At 65.6% G+C, this 20453-nt stretch carries 11 protein-coding genes; 1 reads left to right on the top strand and 10 read right to left on the bottom strand.

Annotated features, from left to right (window positions below; all coding sequences use genetic code 11):
- From VG320_RS17630 to VG320_RS17585, 10 genes are all read right to left on the bottom strand, one after another.
- Window positions 1–11063 (bottom strand): autotransporter-associated beta strand repeat-containing protein (locus VG320_RS17630; RefSeq protein WP_327201373.1); only part of this gene is annotated, 11063 nt, incomplete at its 3' end.
- 617 nt (window positions 11064–11680) lie between these two features.
- The gene (locus VG320_RS17625; protein WP_327201372.1) at window positions 11681–12208 is read right to left on the bottom strand and encodes an HD domain-containing protein; all 528 of its coding nucleotides are present in this window, start codon (window positions 12206–12208) and stop codon (window positions 11681–11683) included.
- 122 nt (window positions 12209–12330) lie between these two features.
- Window positions 12331–13068: a GGDEF domain-containing protein gene (locus tag VG320_RS17620; protein ID WP_327201370.1), complete on the bottom strand. Its 738-nt coding sequence runs from the start codon at window positions 13066–13068 to the stop codon at window positions 12331–12333.
- Window positions 13069–13076: 8 nt separating this feature from the next.
- The gene (locus VG320_RS17615; protein ID WP_327201369.1) at window positions 13077–13463 is read right to left on the bottom strand and encodes a DUF1987 domain-containing protein; all 387 of its coding nucleotides are present in this window, start codon (window positions 13461–13463) and stop codon (window positions 13077–13079) included.
- 14 nt (window positions 13464–13477) lie between these two features.
- Window positions 13478–14038, bottom strand: a complete 561-nt coding sequence (locus VG320_RS17610) for a SiaB family protein kinase (RefSeq protein ID WP_327201368.1) — start codon at window positions 14036–14038, stop codon at window positions 13478–13480.
- Window positions 14039–14055: 17 nt separating this feature from the next.
- Entirely contained in the window at window positions 14056–15288 is a 1233-nt protein-coding gene (locus tag VG320_RS17605; RefSeq protein ID WP_327201367.1) for a SpoIIE family protein phosphatase, read from the bottom strand.
- Window positions 15289–15485: 197 nt separating this feature from the next.
- On the bottom strand, window positions 15486–16319 hold the full coding sequence (locus VG320_RS17600; RefSeq protein WP_327201366.1) for a sugar phosphate isomerase/epimerase: 834 nt from the start codon (window positions 16317–16319) through the stop codon (window positions 15486–15488).
- A gap of 34 nt (window positions 16320–16353) precedes the next feature.
- Entirely contained in the window at window positions 16354–17619 is a 1266-nt protein-coding gene (locus VG320_RS17595) for an NAD(P)/FAD-dependent oxidoreductase (protein WP_327201365.1), read from the bottom strand.
- 3 nt (window positions 17620–17622) lie between these two features.
- Window positions 17623–17943 (bottom strand): non-heme iron oxygenase ferredoxin subunit, encoded by a 321-nt coding sequence (locus VG320_RS17590; RefSeq protein WP_327201364.1) that lies wholly within the window; start codon window positions 17941–17943, stop codon window positions 17623–17625.
- A 35-nt stretch (window positions 17944–17978) separates the two neighbouring features.
- On the bottom strand, window positions 17979–19118 hold the full coding sequence (locus tag VG320_RS17585; protein WP_327201363.1) for a fatty acid desaturase family protein: 1140 nt from the start codon (window positions 19116–19118) through the stop codon (window positions 17979–17981).
- Window positions 19119–19219: 101 nt separating this feature from the next.
- Here VG320_RS17585 and VG320_RS17580 point away from each other — a divergent pair, with 101 nt between their 5' ends.
- On the top strand, window positions 19220–20332 hold the full coding sequence (locus tag VG320_RS17580; RefSeq protein ID WP_327201362.1) for a LacI family DNA-binding transcriptional regulator: 1113 nt from the start codon (window positions 19220–19222) through the stop codon (window positions 20330–20332).
- The last annotated feature ends 121 nt before the right edge of the window (window positions 20333–20453 follow it).

Genomic DNA, 20453 nt, shown 5'->3' with positions numbered 1-20453 from the left:
TTCGCCAGGTTCGCATCGACACCCAGTTCGACCACGGCAGTGTCGCGCGCAATCGGCACGCCCGCCACCGAGAACGACGACCCGCCATCGACGAAAGCCAGTGTCGAGGCCGGCTGCGTATTGCCGAAAGCATGCCGCCAGCCCGCCATCGCGTGCGCGCTGAGGCTAGCAAGCGGCAACTCGCCCAGACGCGTCGCGATGCGCAGGCCGAGGGTCGAATAACCGATGTTCTCGGTATCGCCCTGATTGCGCAGCGCGCTCGATCCGCCGCTTTCCGTGAAGCCATCGGTATGCAGGTTCACGTAGGCGAGGCCCGCGAACGGCTCCACCGCGAAGCGCTCGAGCGGCACCGCGTAACCCACTTCGCCGAACACCTGCGCCGCCTTCGCATCGTAATTCGCGCTGTCGTGGTCGCTATAGCCAGTGAAGGCCGGGTAGCGGTCCTCGCTCACGTCGTTCCAGGTGTAGGACGCGCCCAAGCGCACGCCCACCGGCCCGTACTGACCGCCGCCATAAAGCGCGACGTGATACGTGTCAACCGAAGCCGACGAGTTCAGACCGTTCTCCAGCGAGCTATGCGCGAAACCACCCGCCGCACCCACGCGCCAGTGATCGGACAGCGCCATGTCCGCACCGCCAATCACGCCCGCCGAGGTGCGATCCAGCCCCGCGGAATTGTCGTTGCCGGCCAGCCGGCTATCCGCGCCGTAGCCCTGCGCCCAGACCACCGGCTGATATGGGCGCTGATCCACGCAGGCCCCGGCCGAACCTCCGCGCGCCGCATCCGACTGCCCCGCCGACATCGCGCCCTGACTCATGCGCTGATCGCATAGCGCGGGGCCGCCTGCAAGCGCGGACAGCGGGCCGCTCGAAGGCGCAAGGCCCTGACGCAGGCGGTCCGTGACCGCATCGCGCAGGTAACGCGTATCGAGCAGGAACACCGTCTTTGCATCGGCGATCAACTGGCCGTTCACCATGTCGAAGGCCTGACGCGCCGTCGCCACGTCGCCCGAGGTCACGGCTGCGAGCAGCGGCGCGGTGGACGGCATGCTGCCGATCGCCGTGGCCACGCTCGACTGGTTCGGCGTCGTCGCTGCCGAGCCCAGCGCCGCGCCGTTGGGCGCGAAGCTCAGCGTCACCGTGTTCGAGCCGTAGCTGAGCGTCGGCGTGAGGAACGGCAGGTTCGAGTTGACGCCCGAGAAGGTACCGCTCACGCCGTTTGCGGCGGTGATGACCGGATACTGCGTGGACGGCGTATAGACGCCCGGCGCCGCAACCACGCTGACCGTGCCGCCGTTGATGGTCGTCGTGCCGGTCGCGGAAACCTTGCCGCTTTGCTGCGTCGTGGTCGCGACCTGCAGCGTCGAACCCGGCTCGAAAGTGACGTTGCCGCCCACGTTGAGGCTCGAACCCGGGGTGGACGCCGCCGCGGTGCCACCGTTCTGCACGACCAGGCCGCCGACCGTGCCGGTGCCCGTGAGCGTGCCGCCCGACTGCACGGTGACCGTCGAATTAGCCGCCGAGCCGCTCACGGCCAGCGTGCCGCCCGCCACCGTGGTTGCGCCGCTATAGCTGTTGGTGCCCGAGAGCGTGAGCGTCGAATCCGCGCCCGCTTTGGTGAGCGAGCCCGCGCCGGAAAGCGTGCCGCCGAAGCTGCCGCCGCCGTTCACGGTGAGGCCTGAATTGCCGAGGTCGAGCGTCGAACCCGCCGCGCCGTCGAGCGAGCCGACCGACACGGCCAGCGGCGCACCGCCCGCCACACCGAGCGCCAGCGTACCGCCGTTCATCGTCAGGCCACCGCCGCCGAGCGCGCCGTTCGAGCCGAGCGTGAGCGTGCCGGAATTGACCGTCGTGCCGCCCGTATAGCTGTTGTCGCCGGTGAGCGTGAGACCCGCCTGGCCGTTCTTGACGATGCCGCCCGTGCCGGACACCACGCCGGAGAGCACCGTGTCGGCGCTGCCGCCTATCGTTGCGCTCGCATCGAGTTCGACGGCGTTCGCCAGATTGACGGCCGTGGACGCATCGAGCGTGGCTGGCGCGGCGACCGTGAGCGTGCCGCTGCCCAGCGCCGTGTCGCTGCCCGCGATCAGCGTGCCGCCTGCCAGCATGGTGCCGCCGCTATAAGTGTTCGTACCACTAAGCGTCTGCGTACCCGCGCCTGCCTTGACGACGCCGCCTGCGCCCGCGATTGTGCCGCCAAAGCTGCCGTCCGAACCGCCGCCGAGCGTAAGCGTGCTGCCGCCCAGCGTGACGTTGCTGCCCGCCACGCCCGAGAGCGAACCCACCGTCGGCGTGGCGCCGCTGGCCGCGCCGCTCACGTCGAGCGTCGTGCCCGCATTGGCAAGATTCACGTTGGTCGCAGCAGACAGCGTGCCGTTGCCCGCCAGCGCCAGCGTGCCGCCATCGACGGTGGTCGAACCGGTATAGCTGCTCGCACCGGTGAGCGTCTGCGTGCCGCTGCCCGCCTTGACGACGCCGCCCGTGCCCGCGATGGTGCCACCGTAGCTGCCGTCGCCGCTGTTGCCGAGCGTGAGCGTGTTGCCGCCAAGCGCGACCGTCGTGCCGTCCACGCCGTTAAGCACGCCGATGGTCGGTGTGCCGGTGGCGGCGCTCACATCAAGCGCCGCGCCCGCGTTGGCAAGATCGACATCGCTCGACGCAGACAACGTGCCGTTGCGCGCCAGCGCCAACGTGCCCGCGTTCACCTGGGTCGCGCCGCTGTAGGTGTTCGCGCCGCCCAGCGTGAGCGTGGCCGCGCCGTTCTTGGTGAGGCCGCCTGCGCCGGAGACCGTGCCGTTCAGCGTGAGGTCGTTGGAACCCGCAACGCTGAGCGTTGCGCCCAGCGCGACATCGTTGCCGAGCGTGGTCGCCGTCGTGCTATCGAGCGTCGATGCGCCACTCACGGTCAGCGCACCGCTGCCAAGCGCCGCGTCGTTGCCCACCGTAAGCGTGCCGGCGTCAAGCGTCGTGCCGCCGCTGTATGTGTTCGCGCCGGTGAGCGTTTCGGTGCCGCTGCCCGTCTTGACGATGCCGCCCGTGCCCGCGATAGTGCCGCCAAACGCCGCGGCGCTGGCATCGCCAAGTGTGAGCGTGTTGCCGCCCAGGTTGACCGTGCCGCCCGCTACGCCGTTGAGCGCGCCGATCGTCTGCGGACTGCCCGCGCCGCTGATATCGAAAGTCGTGCCTGCATTGGCGAGATTCACGCCGCCCGTGGTCGCAAGCGACCCGCCCGCGCCAATCGCGAGCGTCCCCGCGTCGATAGTGGTGCCGCCCGTGAAAGTGTTGGCGCCCGTGAGCGTTTCGGTGCCCGCGCCCGCCTTGACGATGCCACCCGTGCCCGCGAGTGTGCCGCCGAAGGTAGCGTCGCTGCCGTCGCCGAACGTCAGCGTATTGCCGCCCAGCGCTACCGTGCTGCCGCCCACGCCGCTCAAGGCGCCGATGGTCTGCGGCGCGAGCGCGCCGCTGATATCGAAGGTCGTGCCGCTGCCCGCCAGGGTCACCACGCCAGTACTCGCAAGCGAACCGCCCGCCCCAATCGCCAGCGTTCCCGCATCGATGGTCGTGCCGCCCGTATAGGTGTTGCCGCCCGTGAGCGTTTCCGTGCCGCTGCCGATCTTGGTGAGGCTACCGGTGCCGCCGATCGAACCCGTGTAAGTGCCATCGTCCGCGCTGCCGAGCGTGAGATCGTTGGCGCCCAGATTCACCGTGCCGCCGCCGACGAGCGTGCCGAACTGCTGCTGCCCGTTACCCGCGGAAAGATCGAAGGTCGCTCCATCGGCAATATCGACGATGCCGGTCGAAGCGAGGCTCGCGTTCGCGCCCAGCGCGAGCGTGCCCGAGTTGACCTGGGTGCCGCCGGTGTAGGTGTTGGTGCCGTTGAGCGTGAGCGTGGCCGCGCCGTCCTTGGTCAGGCCGCCCGCGCCCGAAAGTGCGCCGTTGAGCGTGAGATCGTTACTGCCGAGCACCGTGAGGCCGCTGTTGAGCACGAAGTCGTTGCCGAGTGTCGTGGCCGTCGTGCTGTCGAGTGTCGCGTCGCCGTTCACCGTGACCGCGCCCGTGCCCAGCGCCGCGTTGTTGCCCACCACGATGCCGCCCGCGTCGATCGTCGTGCCGCCGCTGTAGGTGTTCGCACCCGTGAGCGTCTGCGTGCCGCTGCCTTGCTTGACGATGCCGCCCGTGCCGCTGATGGTGCCGTCGAAGCTCTGGTTGCTCGAATCGCCGAATGCGAGCGTATTGCCGCCCAGGCTCACCGTGCTCCCGCCCGCGCCGCTCAGCGCGCCGATGGTTTGTGTGCCGCTTGCGCCGCTGATATCGAAGCCTGCGCCGCTGCCAGCCAGCGTCACCGCGCCCGTCGAAGCGAGCGAGCCGCCCGCGCCAATCGCCAGCGTGCCCGCGTTGACGGTCGTGCCGCCCGTGAAGGTGTTCGCGCCCGTGAGCGTCTGCGTGCCGCTGCCCTGCTTGACGATACCGCCGGTGCCTCCAATCGATCCATCAAACGAGCCATTATTCGCACTGCCAAGCGTGAGCGTCGTGCCGCCAAGCGCAACCGCGCTGCCGCTCACGCCATTGAGCGCGCCGATGGTCGGCGTGCCCGTGGCCGCGCTTACGTCCAGCGTCGCGCCCGCGTTGGCAAGGGTGACGTCGCTGGAAGAAAGCGTACCGTTGCCCGCCAGCGCGAGCGTGCCGTCATCGACAGTGGTCGTGCCGGTGAGCGTGTTCGTGCCGGTGAGCGTTGCGGTGCCGCTGCCCGCCTTGACGATGCCGCCCGTGCCGGCAATCGTACCGCCGAAGGTCTCGTCGCCCGCATCGCCGAACGTGAGCGTATTCGCGCCCAGCGTCACGGCACTGCCATCCACGCCGCTCAACGCGCCGATGGTCTGCGCCGCGCCTGCGCCGCCGATATCGAACGTCGTGCCCGCATTGGCCAGATTCACGCCGCCCGTGGCCGCCAGCGATCCACCCGCGCCAATCGCGAGCGTCCCTGCATTCACCGTCGTGCCGCCCGTGAAGGTGTTGATGCCCGTGAGCGTGGCCGTGCCGCCGCCCTGCTTGACGATGCCGCCCGTGCCCTGCAACACGCCGCCAAAGGTTTCGTCGCCGGCGTCGCCGAACGTCAGCGTGTTCGCGCCGAGCGTGACCGTGCTGCCGTCCACGCCACTCAGCGCGCCGATGGTCTGCGCACCGCTTGCGCCGCCGATATCGAAACCCGTGCCGCTATTGGCAAGATCCACCGCGCCCGTGCTCGCCAGCGAGCCGCCCGCGCCAAGTGCGAGTGTGCCCGCGTCAATGGTCGTGCCGCCCGTGAAAGTGTTCGCGCCCGTGAGCGTTTCCGTGCCGGTGCCGACCTTGGTCAGACTGCCGCTGCCGCCAATCGCGCCGCTGAAGGTGCCATCGGCCGCGCTGCCCAGCGTGAGATTGTTCGCGCCCAGCAGCACCGTGCCGCCGCCCGTGAGCGTACCGAACTGCTGCTGCCCGTTGCCCGCCGAAAGATCGAAAGTCGCGCCGGTCACGACATCGAGGATGCCGCTCGCCGCGAGACTCGCGTTTGCGCCCAGCGCAAGCGTGCCCGCGTTGATCTGCGTGCCGCCCGTGTAGGTGTTCGCGCCGTTGAGCGTGAGTGTGGCCGCGCCGTTCTTGGTCAGACTGCCGGTGCCCGCGAGCACGCCGTTGAGCGTGACGTCGTTGCTGCCCGCCAACGTGAGGCTGCCGTTCAGGATGAAGTCGTTCGCAAGCGCCGTGGCGGTGGAGCTATCGAGTGACGCCGCGCCGTTCACAGTGACCGCTCCGGTGCCCAGCGCCGCGTTATTGCCGACCACGAGCGTGCCCGCATCGAGCGTCGTGCCGCCGCTATAAGTGTTGGCGTTGTTCAGCGTGAGCGCGGCCGCGCCGTTCTTCGTGAGGCCGCTCGCGCCCGACAGCACGCCATTGAGCGTGAGGTCGTTACTGCCCGCCACGTTCAAGGCGCCATTGAGCGTGATGTCGTTGGCGAGCGTGGTCGCCGTGGAGCTATCGAGCGTCGATGCACCGTTCACCGTCAACGCGCCCGAACCAAGCGCGGCATTGTTGCCCACCACGAGCGTGCCCGCGTCGAGCGCCGTCCCGCCGGTGTACGCATTCGCATTGTTCAATGTGAGCGTGGCCGCGCCGTCTTTCGTCAGGCCGCTCGCACCTGAAAGCACGCCGTTCAGCGTCAGGTCGTTGCTGCCCACCACGTTCAATCCGCTATTGAGTACAACGTCATTAGCAAGCGTCGTCGCCGACGAACTGTCGAGCGTCGCTGCGCCCGCCACCGTGAGCGCGCCCGAACCGAGCGCCGCATCGTTGCCGACGATCAGCCCGCCCGCGTTGAGCGTGGTGCCGCCACTGAAATTATTCGTACCGCTTAGCGTCTGCGTGCCAGCGCCGTTCTTGACGATACCGCCCGTGCCGCCGATCGTGCCGCCGTAAGTGGCATTCGTGGCGCTGCCCCCGTCACCCAACGCAAGCGTATTGCCGCCAAGGTTCACGTTGCTGCCCGCCACGCCATTTAGCGCGCCAATGGTTTGCGCAGCGCCCGCGTTGCTGATGTCGAACGCCGTGCCCGCATTGGCGAGATTGACGCCGCCGGTCGCCGCCAGCGAACCGCCTGCGCCGATCGCGAGCGTGCCAGCGTTGATGGTCGTGTCGCCCGTGAAGGTGTTCGCGCCCGTGAGCGTGGCCGTGCCGCTGCCCTGCTTGACGATGCCGCCCGTGCCTTGCAGCACGCCGCCGAAGGTCTCGTCGCCCGCATCGCCGAACGTGAGCGTATTCGCGCCCAGCGTCACGGCACTGCCCAGCACGCCGCTCAACGCGCCAATGGTCTGCGCGCCGCCCGCATTGCCGATATCGAGCGTCGCGCCCGCATTGGCGAGATTGACCGCGCCCATCGCGGCGAGCGAGCCGCCCGCGCCCAGCGCCAGCGTCCCCGCATCGACGGTCGTGCCGCCCGTGTAGGTATTCGCGCCATCGAGCGTGAGCGTCGCCGCGCCCGTCTTGGTTAGACTGCCTGCGCCGGAAAGCGCGCCGTTGAGCGTCAGGTCGTTACTGCCGAGAACGGTCAGTCCATTGCCAAGCGTGAACGCATTGCCGAGCGTCGTCGCCGTGGTGCTATCGAGCGTCGCCGGCCCGGTCACCGACACCGCGCCCGTGCCAAGCGCCGAGTTGTTCCCCACGACGATGCCACCGGCGTTGAGCGTCGTCCCGCCGCTGAACGTGCTCGCGCCGCTCAGCGTCTGCGTGCCCGCCCCCTCCTTGACGATGCCGCCCGTACCCGTGATCGCGCCACCAAAGCTCGCGTTGCCCGCATCGCCGAAAGTCAGCGAGTTCGCGCCCAGCGCGAGCGTGCTGCCCGCCGCGCCATTGAGCGCGCCGATCGTCTGCGCCCCGCTCGCATTGCCGATATCGAAAGTTGCACCCGCGTTGGCGAGATTCACCGCGCCCGTGCTGGCGAGCGAGCCGCCAGCACCCAGCGCCAGCGTGCCCGCATCGACGGTCGTGCCGCCCGTGTAAGTGTTCGCGCCAGTGAGCGTGAGTGTCGCCGCGCCGTTCTTCGTCAGACTGCCCGCTCCGGAAAGAACACCCGAGAGCGTCAAGCCATTCGAGCCGAGCACGCTCAAACCGCTATCGAGCACGATGTCATTGGCGAGCGTAAGCACGCTGCTGGTGTCGAGCGATGCCGGACCGCCCACCGTGAGCACGCCCGTGCCCAGCGCCGACCCATTACCGAGCACGAGACCGCCCGCATCGAGCATCGTGCCGCCGCTAAAGGTGCTCGCGCCGCTGAGCGTCTGCGTGCCGCTGCCCTGCTTGACGATGCCGCCCGTGCCGTTGATCGAGCCTGCGAAGGTCTGGTTCGTGGCATCGCCGAACGTCAACGCATTGCTGCCCAGCGCGAGCGTGCTGCCGCTTGCGCCGCTCAACGCGCCGATCGTCTGGTTCGCGCCCGCCGCGCTGATATCGAAGGCCGCGCCCGTATTGGCGAGATTAACCGCGCCTGTCGAAGCCAGCGAACCGCCTGCACCTATCGCGAGGGTGCCCGCGTTGACGGTTGTGTCGCCCGTATACGTGTTCGTGCCGGTAAGCGATTGCGTGCCGCTGCCCTGCTTCACAACACCACCCGTGCCGCCGATGGTGCCCGCGAAAGCGCCGTTGGCCACGCTACCCAGCGTGAGTGCATTGCCGCCCAGCGCGACCGCGCTGCCCGCCACGCCATTCAGCGCGCCAATCGTGGTCGCACCCGTCGCTGCGCTGATATCGAACGCGCTGCCTGCGTTGGCGAGTGTGAGATTTGAAGCCGCCCCCAGCGTGCCCGTTCCAGAGAGCGCCAGCGTACCCGCATTAACCGTCGTCGCGCCTGTATAGCTGTTCGTACCACTTATCGTCTGCGTGCCGCTGCCTTGCTTGACGATGCCGCCCGTACCGGTGATCGCGCCCGCGAAGGTCTGATTGGAGGCGTTGCCAAATGTCAGCGTATTCGCGCCCAGCGCCACCGTGGTGCCAGCCACGCCCGCCAGCGCGCCAATCGTCTGGTTGCCCGCCGCGCCGATATTGAACGAAGCGCCCGTGCCGCCCAGCGTCACACCGCCCGTACTCGCGAGACTGCCGCCTGCGCCCAGCGCCAGCGTGCCCGCGTTGACGGTCGTGCCGCCCGTATAAGTGTTCGTGCCCGTAAGCGTTTGCGTGCCGCTGCCCTGCTTGACAACCCCGCCCGTGCCGCCAATAGTGCCCGCGAAGGTCTGGCTGGTGGCGTCGCCGAATGTGAGCGCATTGGCACCGAGATTGACAGCGCTGCCCGCCACACCCGAGAGCGCGCCGACCGTCGCACCCGTGCCCGCATTGCTGATATCGAACACCGCGCCGCTATTGGCAAGATTCACCGCGCCCGTGGGCGCCAGCGATCCGCCCGCGCCCAGCGCCAGGGTTCCCGCGCTAACGGTCGTGCCACCCGTATAACTATTCGCACCACTGAGCGTCTGCGTGCCACTGCCTTGCTTGACGATGCCGCCCGTGCCGCCAATCGCACCCGCATAGGTCTGGTTAGTGGCATCGCCGAATGTCAGCGTATTCGCGCCCAGCAGCACGCTCGATCCCGCCACGCCCGCAAGCTCCCCGATCGTGCGCGCGCCCGATGCGCCCGCAATCGAAAAACCCGCACCGCTGCCGCCAAGATTTACCGCGCCTGACGACGCCAGCGCGCCGCTGCCCGACAACGCCAGCGTGCCCGCGTTGACCGTTGTGCCGCCCGTGTAGGTGTTGACGCCCGTGAGCGTCTGCGTGCCGCTGCCCTGCTTGACGAGACCACCCGCTCCGCTTGTCACGCCGCTGAAGGTCTGGTTCGTCGCATCGCCGAAGGTCAGCGTGCGGGCGCCGAGCGTCACGCCGCCCGCCCCCGCCAGCGCACCAATGGTCTGATTCGCGCTTGCCGCGCCAATGTCGAAAACCGCGCCCGACGCCACGTTGAGCGCACCTGTCGCGGCCAGTTGACCGCCCGCGCCCAGCGCCAGCGTGCCTGCATTGACCGTCGTGCCGCCGGTGTAGGTATCGATGCCGGTGAGCGTCACCGTTGCCACGCCGTTCTTGACCAGCGCGCCCGTGCCCGCGATCACGCCCGCGAGCGTCGCCGCATTGCTGCCGCCCAGGGTCAGCGTATTCGCCCCAAGATTCACCGCGTTGCCAATCGACAGTCCCGCCGCGCTGGTGTCGAGCGTGCCCGCACCGCCAAGCGCGAGCGCGCCGGTGCCCAGCGCCGCATTGTTGCCGACGACGATGGCCCCCGAGTTGAGCGTCGTGCCACCGGTATAGGTGTTCGCGCCCGTGAGCGAGAGCGCGCCCGTGCCCGATTGCGTGAGTGTGCCCGTTCCGGCAATCACGCCCGACAACGTAAATGCATTGGACCCCGAAGCAATCAGGCCGCCCGTGCCGAGCGAAATCGTGTTCGCTATGTTGAGTCCGGCCACGCTGCTTTGCAGCGCCCCGCCCGTCGCCGCGATCGTGCCGGTGCCCAGGCCCTGGGCATTGTCCAGGATTGCCGTAGCCGCCGCGCCAAGCGTCGCATCGGCCGCGCTCGACGCACCGCTCAAGGCCCAGCTGCCGCTATCGATGGCGAGATGATTGAAGTTGATGTAGTTGGCAAGCGAGATCGAACCGGTGCCCGGACCGCCTGCGGCCTGTTGCAGATGCAGCGTATTGTTGCCGCCCGCGCCGCCATCGACGTAACCGGCCTGTGCGAAACCCAGCGTAAGCCCCGCGATTCCCAGCACATCCAGCGACGCGCCCGCACCCGGCGTCACCGACGACCCGGTCTGCGCGTAAAAGGTATTGGCGCTGCCCGCCCCCATCGACACGCTGCCGATGATGCTGCCCGCGTTGGTGAAGGTATTGCCGGTTCCTGCCGTCGAGGACGCCTGCAGCCCCACGCGGCCTGTGATCGTGCCGCTGTTGGTGAAGTTGACCTGACTGCCGCCATAGACCGCTACCGACGTGCGATCGCCCGGCGCGATCGACACACCCGCGATCGACGCGGAGCCGATGGTGCCGGTATTGGTGATGTTGGTGACGCCGCCCGCGCCGTTCTGCACGGCCAGCGCCAGACCGGTGAGGCTCGCGACGTTGAGCGTAACCGCGCCCATCGTGCCGTTCATCGTGCCCGAATTGGTGATGTTGACGTTGCTCGCGCTGCTGTTGCCGATGACGGTGCCGCTGGATAGTATGCTCAGCGCGCCGAGCAGCGAAGGATCGACGGTGCCGGCGTTATTGAGCGTGACGTTATTGCCCGTGAGCGAAAGCGCCGTGCCGCCAACGCCCAGCAGCACGCCAAGACTCGACCCCGACGCCACGTTGACGGTGAGATTGTTCGTACTACTGGAAAATCCGGGCGCGAGAGGATTCGCCGCGCCGGTACAACTTATTGTCGTGCCGCTGGTCGTACAGGAGGCGTAAGCATCGCCCGCCGTCGTGCCCATCACAACGCCCACCGCAATCACCTGCCCCAATGCGTAGATCGCTCCTCGCTGCAGCCGTCTGCCCGTACCGGTCGATTCGCTCACGGCGTTTCCCCTCGGAATTAGTCGAACCGCTATCAATCGAAATTCTTAAAATCGTCTTTTGATGTCTTGCAGCGCAGATTGAAGGCATGAACTTGCCCCGCCCGGTCAGGACGTGACGGGCCAAGGACGCCGTCATCGGCGTCGGTTCGGGCGTAGTCCGTCATGCCTCGCTTCGGACCAGGACGCGCGCAGGCCCGCGACGCCAGCGCAGGCGCCGTGCGGAACGACAAACGGATGACGGTTGAACAGGAACTAGACGGGAGCTTCGGGCAGCTTCATGGAATGCGCCTCCTGGTGACCGCTCTGCAAGAACGGGTCAGTACATACAATTGGCTTTCGTCTGGAGGATAGACAACTTCCCGCCGCTTTTTCAAGCTTTAAATTACGATTTAAATAGATTTCTGCGATACGCATAAATCGCCGGTAATTATGGCGTTGCGTTTTGCATCACAGGTATTATTGACGATGTTTAAATCGCGCTTTTAAAGCGATTTAAAGAGGGAGGTAGAGTACGCTGCAGAGGTGTTACGCGCAGTCAACGTGCAGGCGTGACCGTTGCGCAGGCAACGGCCGTTTGATGGAACAGCGGGAACAGAAAGCGCAGATATCAGCGCACGTCAGGCAATCTGCGCCTGCATCGCCCATGCCTGATCGAACGCGGCTTCCAGTTGAGGATGCACGCCGCGCAGTTGATCGACGACCTCCCTCGCCCACGCGAAATACTCGCGCTTGCGCTCGATCGACCAGTCCGCGGGCGGGGACGCCGCGATATCACGCAGATTGGCGATCTTGTCGGCAAGTTTGACGAGCTTGGCCTGCGTGCTGATATGCGCGGTGTGTTCGATCTGCAAACGCTTGCGTTCGGCCTTGGGCAAGCGCTTGTCGTCGGTGACTTCCTCGACGATGCGGGCCACTTCGCGCCCAAACAGCGACTCGATTTCCGCAGCGGTGGTTTGGGTGTCCTCGATCGTGTCGTGCAGCAGCGCGGCGATCAACACGGCGTCGTCTTGCACATCGCCTTCGTTTGCCAGCACGTTGGCGAGGGTGATGGGGTGATTGATATAGGGAGAGGCGTGCGCGTCCTTGCGACGCTGGTTGCGGTGCTTTTCTGCCGCGAACGCGGCAGCCTGGATCACTGGGTTCATGAAAAGGCTCCTTGACTGGCATCGGTGTGGGTATGCCGGCGTCGCGCGCGACCTACCGTTCACCGGACAGTGTAGAGCGATTTTCCCCCCGCCCGATTCCAGCGAGACCGCGCGTGCGCCGATCAATCCACCTGATCGCCGCTGAACTCCACGCGGTTGCGCCCGCTGCGTTTGGCCTTGTAGAGCGCGGCATCCGCGAGCCCATAGGCCGTGTCGAAGCTGGTGCCGGCCTCGTTGGCGCTCACGCCGAAGCTGCTCGTGATGTGCCGGTTCACCGGCGCACCAAACACATGATTCTCGATGCTCGAACGCATGGTTTCAGCCAGCATCAGTGCATCGACCAGTTCATAGCCGGGCAGCACCACCGTAAATTCTTCGCCGCCCACCCGCCCGATAATGCCCTTGCTGCCTACAATACGGCGCAGGCAATCGACGATACCCAGAATTACCGTATCGCCGGCGGGATGGCCATAGTCGTCGTTGACCTTCTTGAACTCGTCGATGTCGAGCAGCACCATCACCGCGCGATCGGTGCGCAGCGCCTTGGTCGCGCGTTCGATCACGGCGCTGCGATTGAGCACGTCGGTCAGCGCATCGTGGGTCGCGCGATATTGCAGTTGCTGCGTGAGCGCGTGCATCTCGCGTTCGGCGCGATCGCTGCGGCCGATCAGACGGCGCGTTTCGCGCATCAGGCGTTCGTAGTGGCCGATCAACTCGCCCAGTGCATGGCGGTAACGCTCTGCATCCGCGTTGGCATCGGCACGGATCGCGCGCGCCTTTTCCAGCGCCTCGCTCTCGCTCTGAAACAGGTCCGGCGCGTCAGTCGTCGATGCGTCCGCGGAGGAAGTCGTCACCACCATCGCTATCCTTAGATCGCCACCGGGCAATCGGTGAACTTGATTGCCGTAAAGTCGGTTTGCAGTTCCTCGCCGAACTCCTGGATCGTTTCGTCTTCCTCGTCGCGATACCAGTTCACCTGCACGCGGTTGCCTGCCGCAGCCGCGCGATCGAGGGCGTCGAAAATGCTGAACAGCATTTTCGTGCTGGAGCTGTTGAAGTACGTGAGCGTCACGTCTACCGTGATGTCGACGTCGTCGCATTGCACAAGCCATGCGCCCAGTCGTTCAATAATGGGCGCGTAAAAAGCGGCGGCGTTTTCAGGGTACGACTCGCCACGCAGCGAAAGCACGTTCTGATCGAACTGGAAGTCGATTTCCGGCGAAGTCGCCGTGGCGGCAATATGTAGGTTTTCCATGGCAGTCCCGGCAATCAGATGATGGTCTTCAGGCAAAAGAGCGTGGTCGCGGGATCGTCATCGCGGGGATGAAAAGCGAATTCGAGCGGCGCGCTGGCATCGCGCGCCATCGTCAGGAATCCCATGCCCGCGCCCTTGCTTTCGGCGGGCGTTTCGGCACGCAGGGAATTCTTGTAGGCCTGCTTGATCTCATCGACCGACATGCTGCGCAGCGGTTCGAGTTTTTCGCGCAGTTCGTCCACGGCGTTCGTGGCGATCGGATTGACACACACCATCAGATGGCGCTCGCCGTCGCTCGTGATGCACATCGCGCCTTCGCGAATACCGCCTTGCGTCTGGTCCGCCGGCAGCGTTTCGGACGAGTAATGCACGATATTCTGCGAAAGCTCGATAAACGACGAAAAGAGCTTGCGCCGGGTGGGCCCGTTGACGCCCGCCACTTCGAGCTGAAGTTTCACAACTTCGCTCATGGCCGCGACGATGTTTTGGGAGAAGTAGCCTTTGTGATAGAAAATCAGATTGCGCCGCTGCGCAAGCTCTAGAAAGGCGCTGTTCTGCTCCAGGAGTTCAGACATAAGTTTGATCAGCAATCTTAAACGCGTGCAAAAAATAAAGTGACGTCGTCGCGGCGCGATTGGGCGCCTTGCCATTCGGTCAGTGCATCCACGAGGCGCGCGCACATGACGGAAGGCGTCTGCGCGCGATTCGCAAGAATCAGGTCGAGCGAGCGGCGCTTGCCAAAGGCAATCTTGCGCGCGCCGCCGATCTGGTCGGTCAGCCCATCCGTCGAAACGAACAGGAGGCTGTCTTCGGGCAGGTCCACGGCATGGAGCGGCCACGCATAGTCCGCGAGGCTGTCCACGTAGCCCACGCCCACGCGCTCGCCAGCGATGGTTTCGAACTGCTCGGCATCGGGTCGCAACACATGCAAGGCCACGCGCGCACCTGCGAACAGCAGTTGCTGACGTGCGGCGTCATACCAGAAGAACGCGGCGTCCAGCCCGTCGTCCGACTGCGGCGCGTCGCCCGCGCCCTTGACCTGCCCAAGCAGGCCCTTGACGTTGCGATTGACCGCCGCCAGCAGCCTGGACGGGTCGCGCGGCCCCAGACGCTCAAGCGCCTGCGATAGCGATGCCGAAGCCAGCAACGTCATGAACGCGCCGGGCACGCCATGACCCGTGCAATCCGCCACGGCGCCGAACCAGCCATCCGCGAACGCCGCGAAGTGATAGAAGTCTCCGCCCACCACGTCGCGCGGCTCCCAGACCAGCGCCGCATCGGGCAACATGGTCGAGAGCGCCTCGCGCGAGGCGCGCAGCATGGCCTGCTGGATCACGCTCGCATATTCAATGCTCTGCATGATCTGGCGATTCTTTTCCGCCTGGGTTTCAGCCACCGCGCCCAGCAGTTGCAGTCCGTTGCCCACGCCCGCAAAGCGCCCTTCGCGCGTCACGATGAAACCATCCACCAGCGCCTTCTCGCCGACTTCGACGGTCTTGAAAGTGAGCGCCTCGATGCTCATGTCGGCATCGACGATGAGCGGTTCCTTGTCCATGAACGCGATGCAGCTTTTCTTGTCGTAAAGCTCGCGATGGAAGGGCTTGCTCATCTGCGACAGAAAGATATCGCGATTGATCAGGCCGATGGGGCGATCGCCTTCAATGACCGCCACGCTGATCAGATCGCGTCGCGAGTAGAACACTTCCATCACGCGCGAATTGGAATCCGAAGCATCGATGGCAGGCGCCGACTGACAGAGATCGCCGGCGCAACGTGGACCTCCGGTCGGACCGGAACGGTGAAATTGCGCAAGCGCTGGATGCATGGCGAACTGATTCGTCGGATGAGAAAATCAGCACGCTAAAGACTCTTTATGTCATTTTCGTTACATTCATGCAATGATTCTCGAGCATCAATTCTTTAATTCAGCATGATGTCAGACCGTTGCGGCGACAACGTTTGCGGGTTGGGCTTTATTACAGACTATGTGGTAATGCCAGGCAATATAAACGGCCAGGCTGCTTACTCCGGTTCGCGCCAGAGCGCCTGAATCCAGTCTTTCATGAGCAGCGATTCGACCCAGCGGTCGGTCGTATCGTTGCCGTCGCGCCCGATGATCGCGTAGGGTTTCGGGCCCAGTTCGCAGGTGAACGCCAGTGTATCGTTTGCACCCGCGCGGCGGCGCCACGATGCAAATCCATAACGCCACCAGTCGAGGAACAGATCGACCCACATGCGATGCGGTTCGAAGGAAAGTTCGATCTGCACCTGCTCGCGGCTCGCCACACGGCCGTGAAACGCCCACGAATGATCGAGGATGCGGTGCATCAGCGCATGATTTTCCTGCGAGACCGGCCACGAGAATTCGCGTGCAACCAGATAGTGCGAAATATCGCCGAGCAGTTTCAGGTTCGGGCGCGCATCGAGCAGATCGAGCGTGAATAACAGATCGGTCGTCATGCGGTCGCGGTGCGTTTCGATATACACCGGAATATCGACCTGCTCCGCCAGTTTCTGCCATCCGTCGAGCAGGCGCACGCATTCGGCCACGGTGCGCAGGCGCACGTCCGGTTGAATGTCGATATGGTGCGCACCGGATTCCACCGCGTTTTCCAGTACCGGCCGGAGGTCGTCGACGGTGCGCGGAAAGCACTGCGCTTCCGCATTCAGGCCATATTCGGCGCGCAAACGCGCGAGTTGCCGCACAGCCGCGCGATCCGTGTAATGCGCGCTCACACCGTCAAATCCGGCTGCCGCGATCATGCGCAGATTGTCTTCAAGTGTGCGCTCGTAGCCGTCGGTATGACGGCGCTCCATCGCCCAGAGCGATTGAAACACGAGCAGGCGTTGTGCCATTGTTATTCCTTTAAATAGCGTTCTATAGCGCGCTTTAAATCAGGCTTTTTAATTTGACTTCGGGATTGGCGAGACTGACCGCATCGACCGGCGCGGCGCCCTCCACCAGCATGCGCGCAAGGCGCATCTCCTTCGCGAAGCCTTGTGGCTGTCCGAAGCCGCTCGCCGAAACCAGTTGCCCGCCCGCATCGAGCGCGAAATGAATCTGCGCACCGCCGGGCACGTCGCGCACGATGGTGCGCACGCCAAGCGCCGGTTCGCCGCTTACCTGGAGCTGCCAGTCATATTGATCCGACCAGAACCACGGCGCCTCGCGATACGGCTCGCCCGCGCCCAACATGTTGCGCGCCGCCACGCTTGCCTGCGTCTGGGCGTTGTGCCACGTCTCCTGGCGGATGCGATGCGCTCCGAAACGGCTTGGAAAGAGCGCGACATCGCCCGCCGCATAAATGCCCGCAGCCGATGTCTGCAAAGTTGTGTTCACAACGATTCCGCGTGACGACGGTTGCAACCCCGGCAACGCCGACAACCCCGTCTCCAGTCCTGTCGCGCGTGCTAGTTCGTCTGCCGGTTCGATGCCGATGCCGACAACCACCGTATCGGCGTCCAGCACTTCGCCCGAATCCAGCGTCACAGCCAGCGCGCCATCATCGCGTCGCGCAATCGCCTGCGCGCACGCGTTGAGCACTATGCGCACGCCATTGCGCTCATGCAACGCTTGCACGCGCCCGGCAATCGCAGCCGGCACGCAACGGCCTAGCAGGCGCGCCGCGCCTTCCACCACGCACACCTCGCAGCCGCGCGCACGCGCCGACGCCGCCACCTCCAGCCCGATAAAACCGCCGCCGATCACTACCACGCGCGCCTGTTCGCTCAGCCGTGGCGCAAGCGCAGCGGCATCGTCGAGCGTGCGCAAGCCCACCACGCCATCGAGTTGCGCGCCCGCTATCGCCAACCGGCGCAGATGACCGCCGGTCGCAAGCAGCAACGCTTCATACGCGACGGTGCGGCCATCGGCGAGTTGCAGCGTACGTTCACGCGCGTCGATCGATTGCACCGCACCGACAATATGTTCGATATGGTCGGCGCGCCAGGCTTCCTGCGAGCGCAGATGGCATTGCTGCGCCTCGCGCTCGCCGGTCAGCAAGCCTTTTGAGAGCGGCGGGCGCTCGTAAGGCAGATGCCGCTCCGCGCCGATCATCGCGATACCGCCCGTCCACCCCGCTTCGCGCAGCGTCTGCGCCGCGCGGCCACCCGCGTGACCCGCGCCCACGATAGCCATCACACGACCGGATTTCATCGCTCAGCCCTCGGGCAGAATATCGATCAAAATGCGGTCGCCCTCGACCTTCGCGGGCCACGTCCTGAGCTTTTCGCACACCGGCGCGCAAAGCGGCTTGCCGTCGCGCACGTCGAAGCGTCCGTTGTGCTTCGGGCATTCGATGACGTGTCCCATCACGAGTCCGTCGCTCAAATGCACCTGCTCATGTGTGCAGAGCCCATCGCTTGCATACACGTCGTTGCCAACGCGATAAATCGCGAAGGTCCGCCCCGCGTGATCGAAACGCTTCACGTCTTCGTCATCGATATCGTCCAGCGCCGCCGCGTCGATCCACTGCGTCATGTTCGTCTCCGGTTTCATTGTGGTGTACTGATAGTTCAGGCTTGCGCGGCATCCGGCACAGGACGCGCGACGGCGTACGTTGGGTCGCGCGTCTGGCGCACCAGCGCCGGAATGATCTCCGCATAGGCAGCAAGCGTGCTGTTATAGGGCGGCGGCATATCGGCCTTCACGACTTCGTGCAATTCCGGCAGCGCATGAAAAGGCACCATCGGAAACATATGGTGCTCGACGTGATAGTTCATGTTCCAGTAGAGAAAGCGGAACAGCGGGTTCATCCTCACCGTGCGGCAGTTGCGGCGATGGTCGAGTACGTTCTCCGGCATGCCGGCGTGCTGCGTGAGTCCGAAATAGAGGTAGAGCCATGCGCCGTACAGACTCGGCAGGCCGATATAAAGCAACGGCAAAATCGAATGAAAGCCGATGCAGGCGGCAATCACGAGCGCGTAGATCGCCAGTGCGATGCGCGCCTCGCGCACCACCTTCGGCCATTCGGCAGCGGGAATGAAGGTCTCCTCCTCCGCGCCGACTCGGCCGAAAGCGGCGCTCACCATCTTCGGCAATTCGTGGGACACATGCTTGAGCGCGACCACGTTGAGCGCAATGCCGAGCCAGTCAGTGGGACGCGGCGCACCGATTTCCGGATCGCGGCCAACAACGAGCGTATCGGTATGGTGACGCGCGTGGCTCCAGCGCCAGACCGTCGCGCGCCGGAACACCTGAAACGAGGCGATCTGGTACAGCGCATCGTTCATCCAGCGCGTTTTAAATGCCGTGCCGTGGCCCGACTCGTGCCAGCGCGAATCCGCGGGGCTGCAATAGAGCGTGCCGTAGAGCAGAAAAGCGGCAATCGCCCAGAGCGAATGCGCGTGCCAGGCGAAGCCCGCCAGCAACCCGCTCGCGACGATCGCCGCGTACCAGAGCAGCGTGTCGCGGATCGCGCGCGCGTCGCTGCGCTGCATCAACCGCTTCATGACGGGGCGCGGGACCGCGCATTTATACCAGTCGGCGTTCACGAGGCCCGCGGCCCGTGCGCGTTCGCCGGCGCCGCCAATCAGACGGTAGGCCGCGCGCGCGCCCGGTGCGGCTTGCTGTGTGTTGTCGTTGGTGTTGTTAGTCTGGGCCACCTGTGTCTCCTTGTTCTGGACGGTTCCGGCCTCGTCGGGCGCGAAACGCATGTGAGGAACATAGGCCAGCGGCGCGCGGCTCTCAACGGGAAAATTGACGAAATTTCGTCAGTCTTCCACCATGGCGCTTATCCCGTCGATCTGGAGTCGCCATGCCGAAAGAAACGCCGCCGCGCTGGCGCAAGCGCACCGCGCGATTCGTCGAAATCGCCGAACTGGCGGGCGTGAGCGCGACCACCGTCGATCGCGTGCTGAACGAGCGCGGCAGCGTCTCGGCGCAGGCGCGCGAGCGTGTTATCGCCGCGGCCAGGCAACTGGCGGTGCCGCGCCTGCTGCCGGATACCCAGCACGGCCTCGTTCATATCGACGTGATGGTGCCGGGCAGCGATTCGCCGTTTTTCCGCCGCCTGCGCGAGGCGCTGCAACGCTCGGTGCAGATGCTGGACCGGCGCGTCGTCGTCCATCGCACCATGCTGGACGCCGCCGACGAGGCGCGCCTGCCCGCCTCGATCGACGCCTCCGATACCCACAACCGGCGCCACCGTCGCGCCGCGCTGATCGTGACGGCCCAGGACACGCCCGAGGTGCGCGCCGCGCTAGCGGCGGCCATCGCACGCGGCGAGGCGGTGGTGACGATGGTCACGGACATCGGCGGAATCGATAGGCTGCACTACGCGGGCATCGACAACCTGCGCGCCGGCCACACCGCCGGCTATTTCCTCGGTCGCCTCGCGAAGCCGGGCCGCGTGCTGCTGCTGCCCGCTCGGCTCGACTATCGCGCGCACGCGGACCGCATCGAAGGCTGCCGCGCCCACATCGCCCGCCACTTCGACCATCTGGTCTGCGAAGACGCATGCATCGAATCGCTCGATCAGGACGAACGCTGTTACAGGGCAGTAACCCAGGCGGTGAGCGCCGCCAGCAAAGGCACGAAAGGCATCAATGGCACCAGAGGCGGCAAGCTCACCGGCATCTACAACACGGGCTACGGATCGGCAGGCATCGAGGCCGCGTTGCGCAAGGCTGGACTGGCGGGCGACGTGGTCTGGATCGGCCACGAGATGTTCGACGCGCACCGGCAGTACATTGACGCGGGCATCATGGACATCGCCATCGACCAGGATCCGGACGGCCAGGTGATCTCCGCGCTGCAGCATGCGCTGCACGCCTGCGGCATCGTCGAGCGCGCGAGCGCCGATGAACCGGTCGAGTTCCGCGTGTTCTGCTCCGCCAACGTGCGTCACAGCGCCTATCTGCGACCTTAAAAGTTTGTCGAAGATCAAGCGATTGTGAAATCGCCCCCGTTGGACGCGCCGCCACCCCAGGCAAACGCCGAAATTCGGATTTTTCGCGTATTCACAAAGCGACATTTAGCTCAATCTCGCT

It is taken from the genome of Paraburkholderia sp. (assembly GCF_035948235.1).
GTDB lineage: Bacteria > Pseudomonadota > Gammaproteobacteria > Burkholderiales > Burkholderiaceae > Paraburkholderia.
Note: the sequence above shows the minus strand (reverse complement) of the source record. Positions and strands in the feature narration are given on the sequence as shown.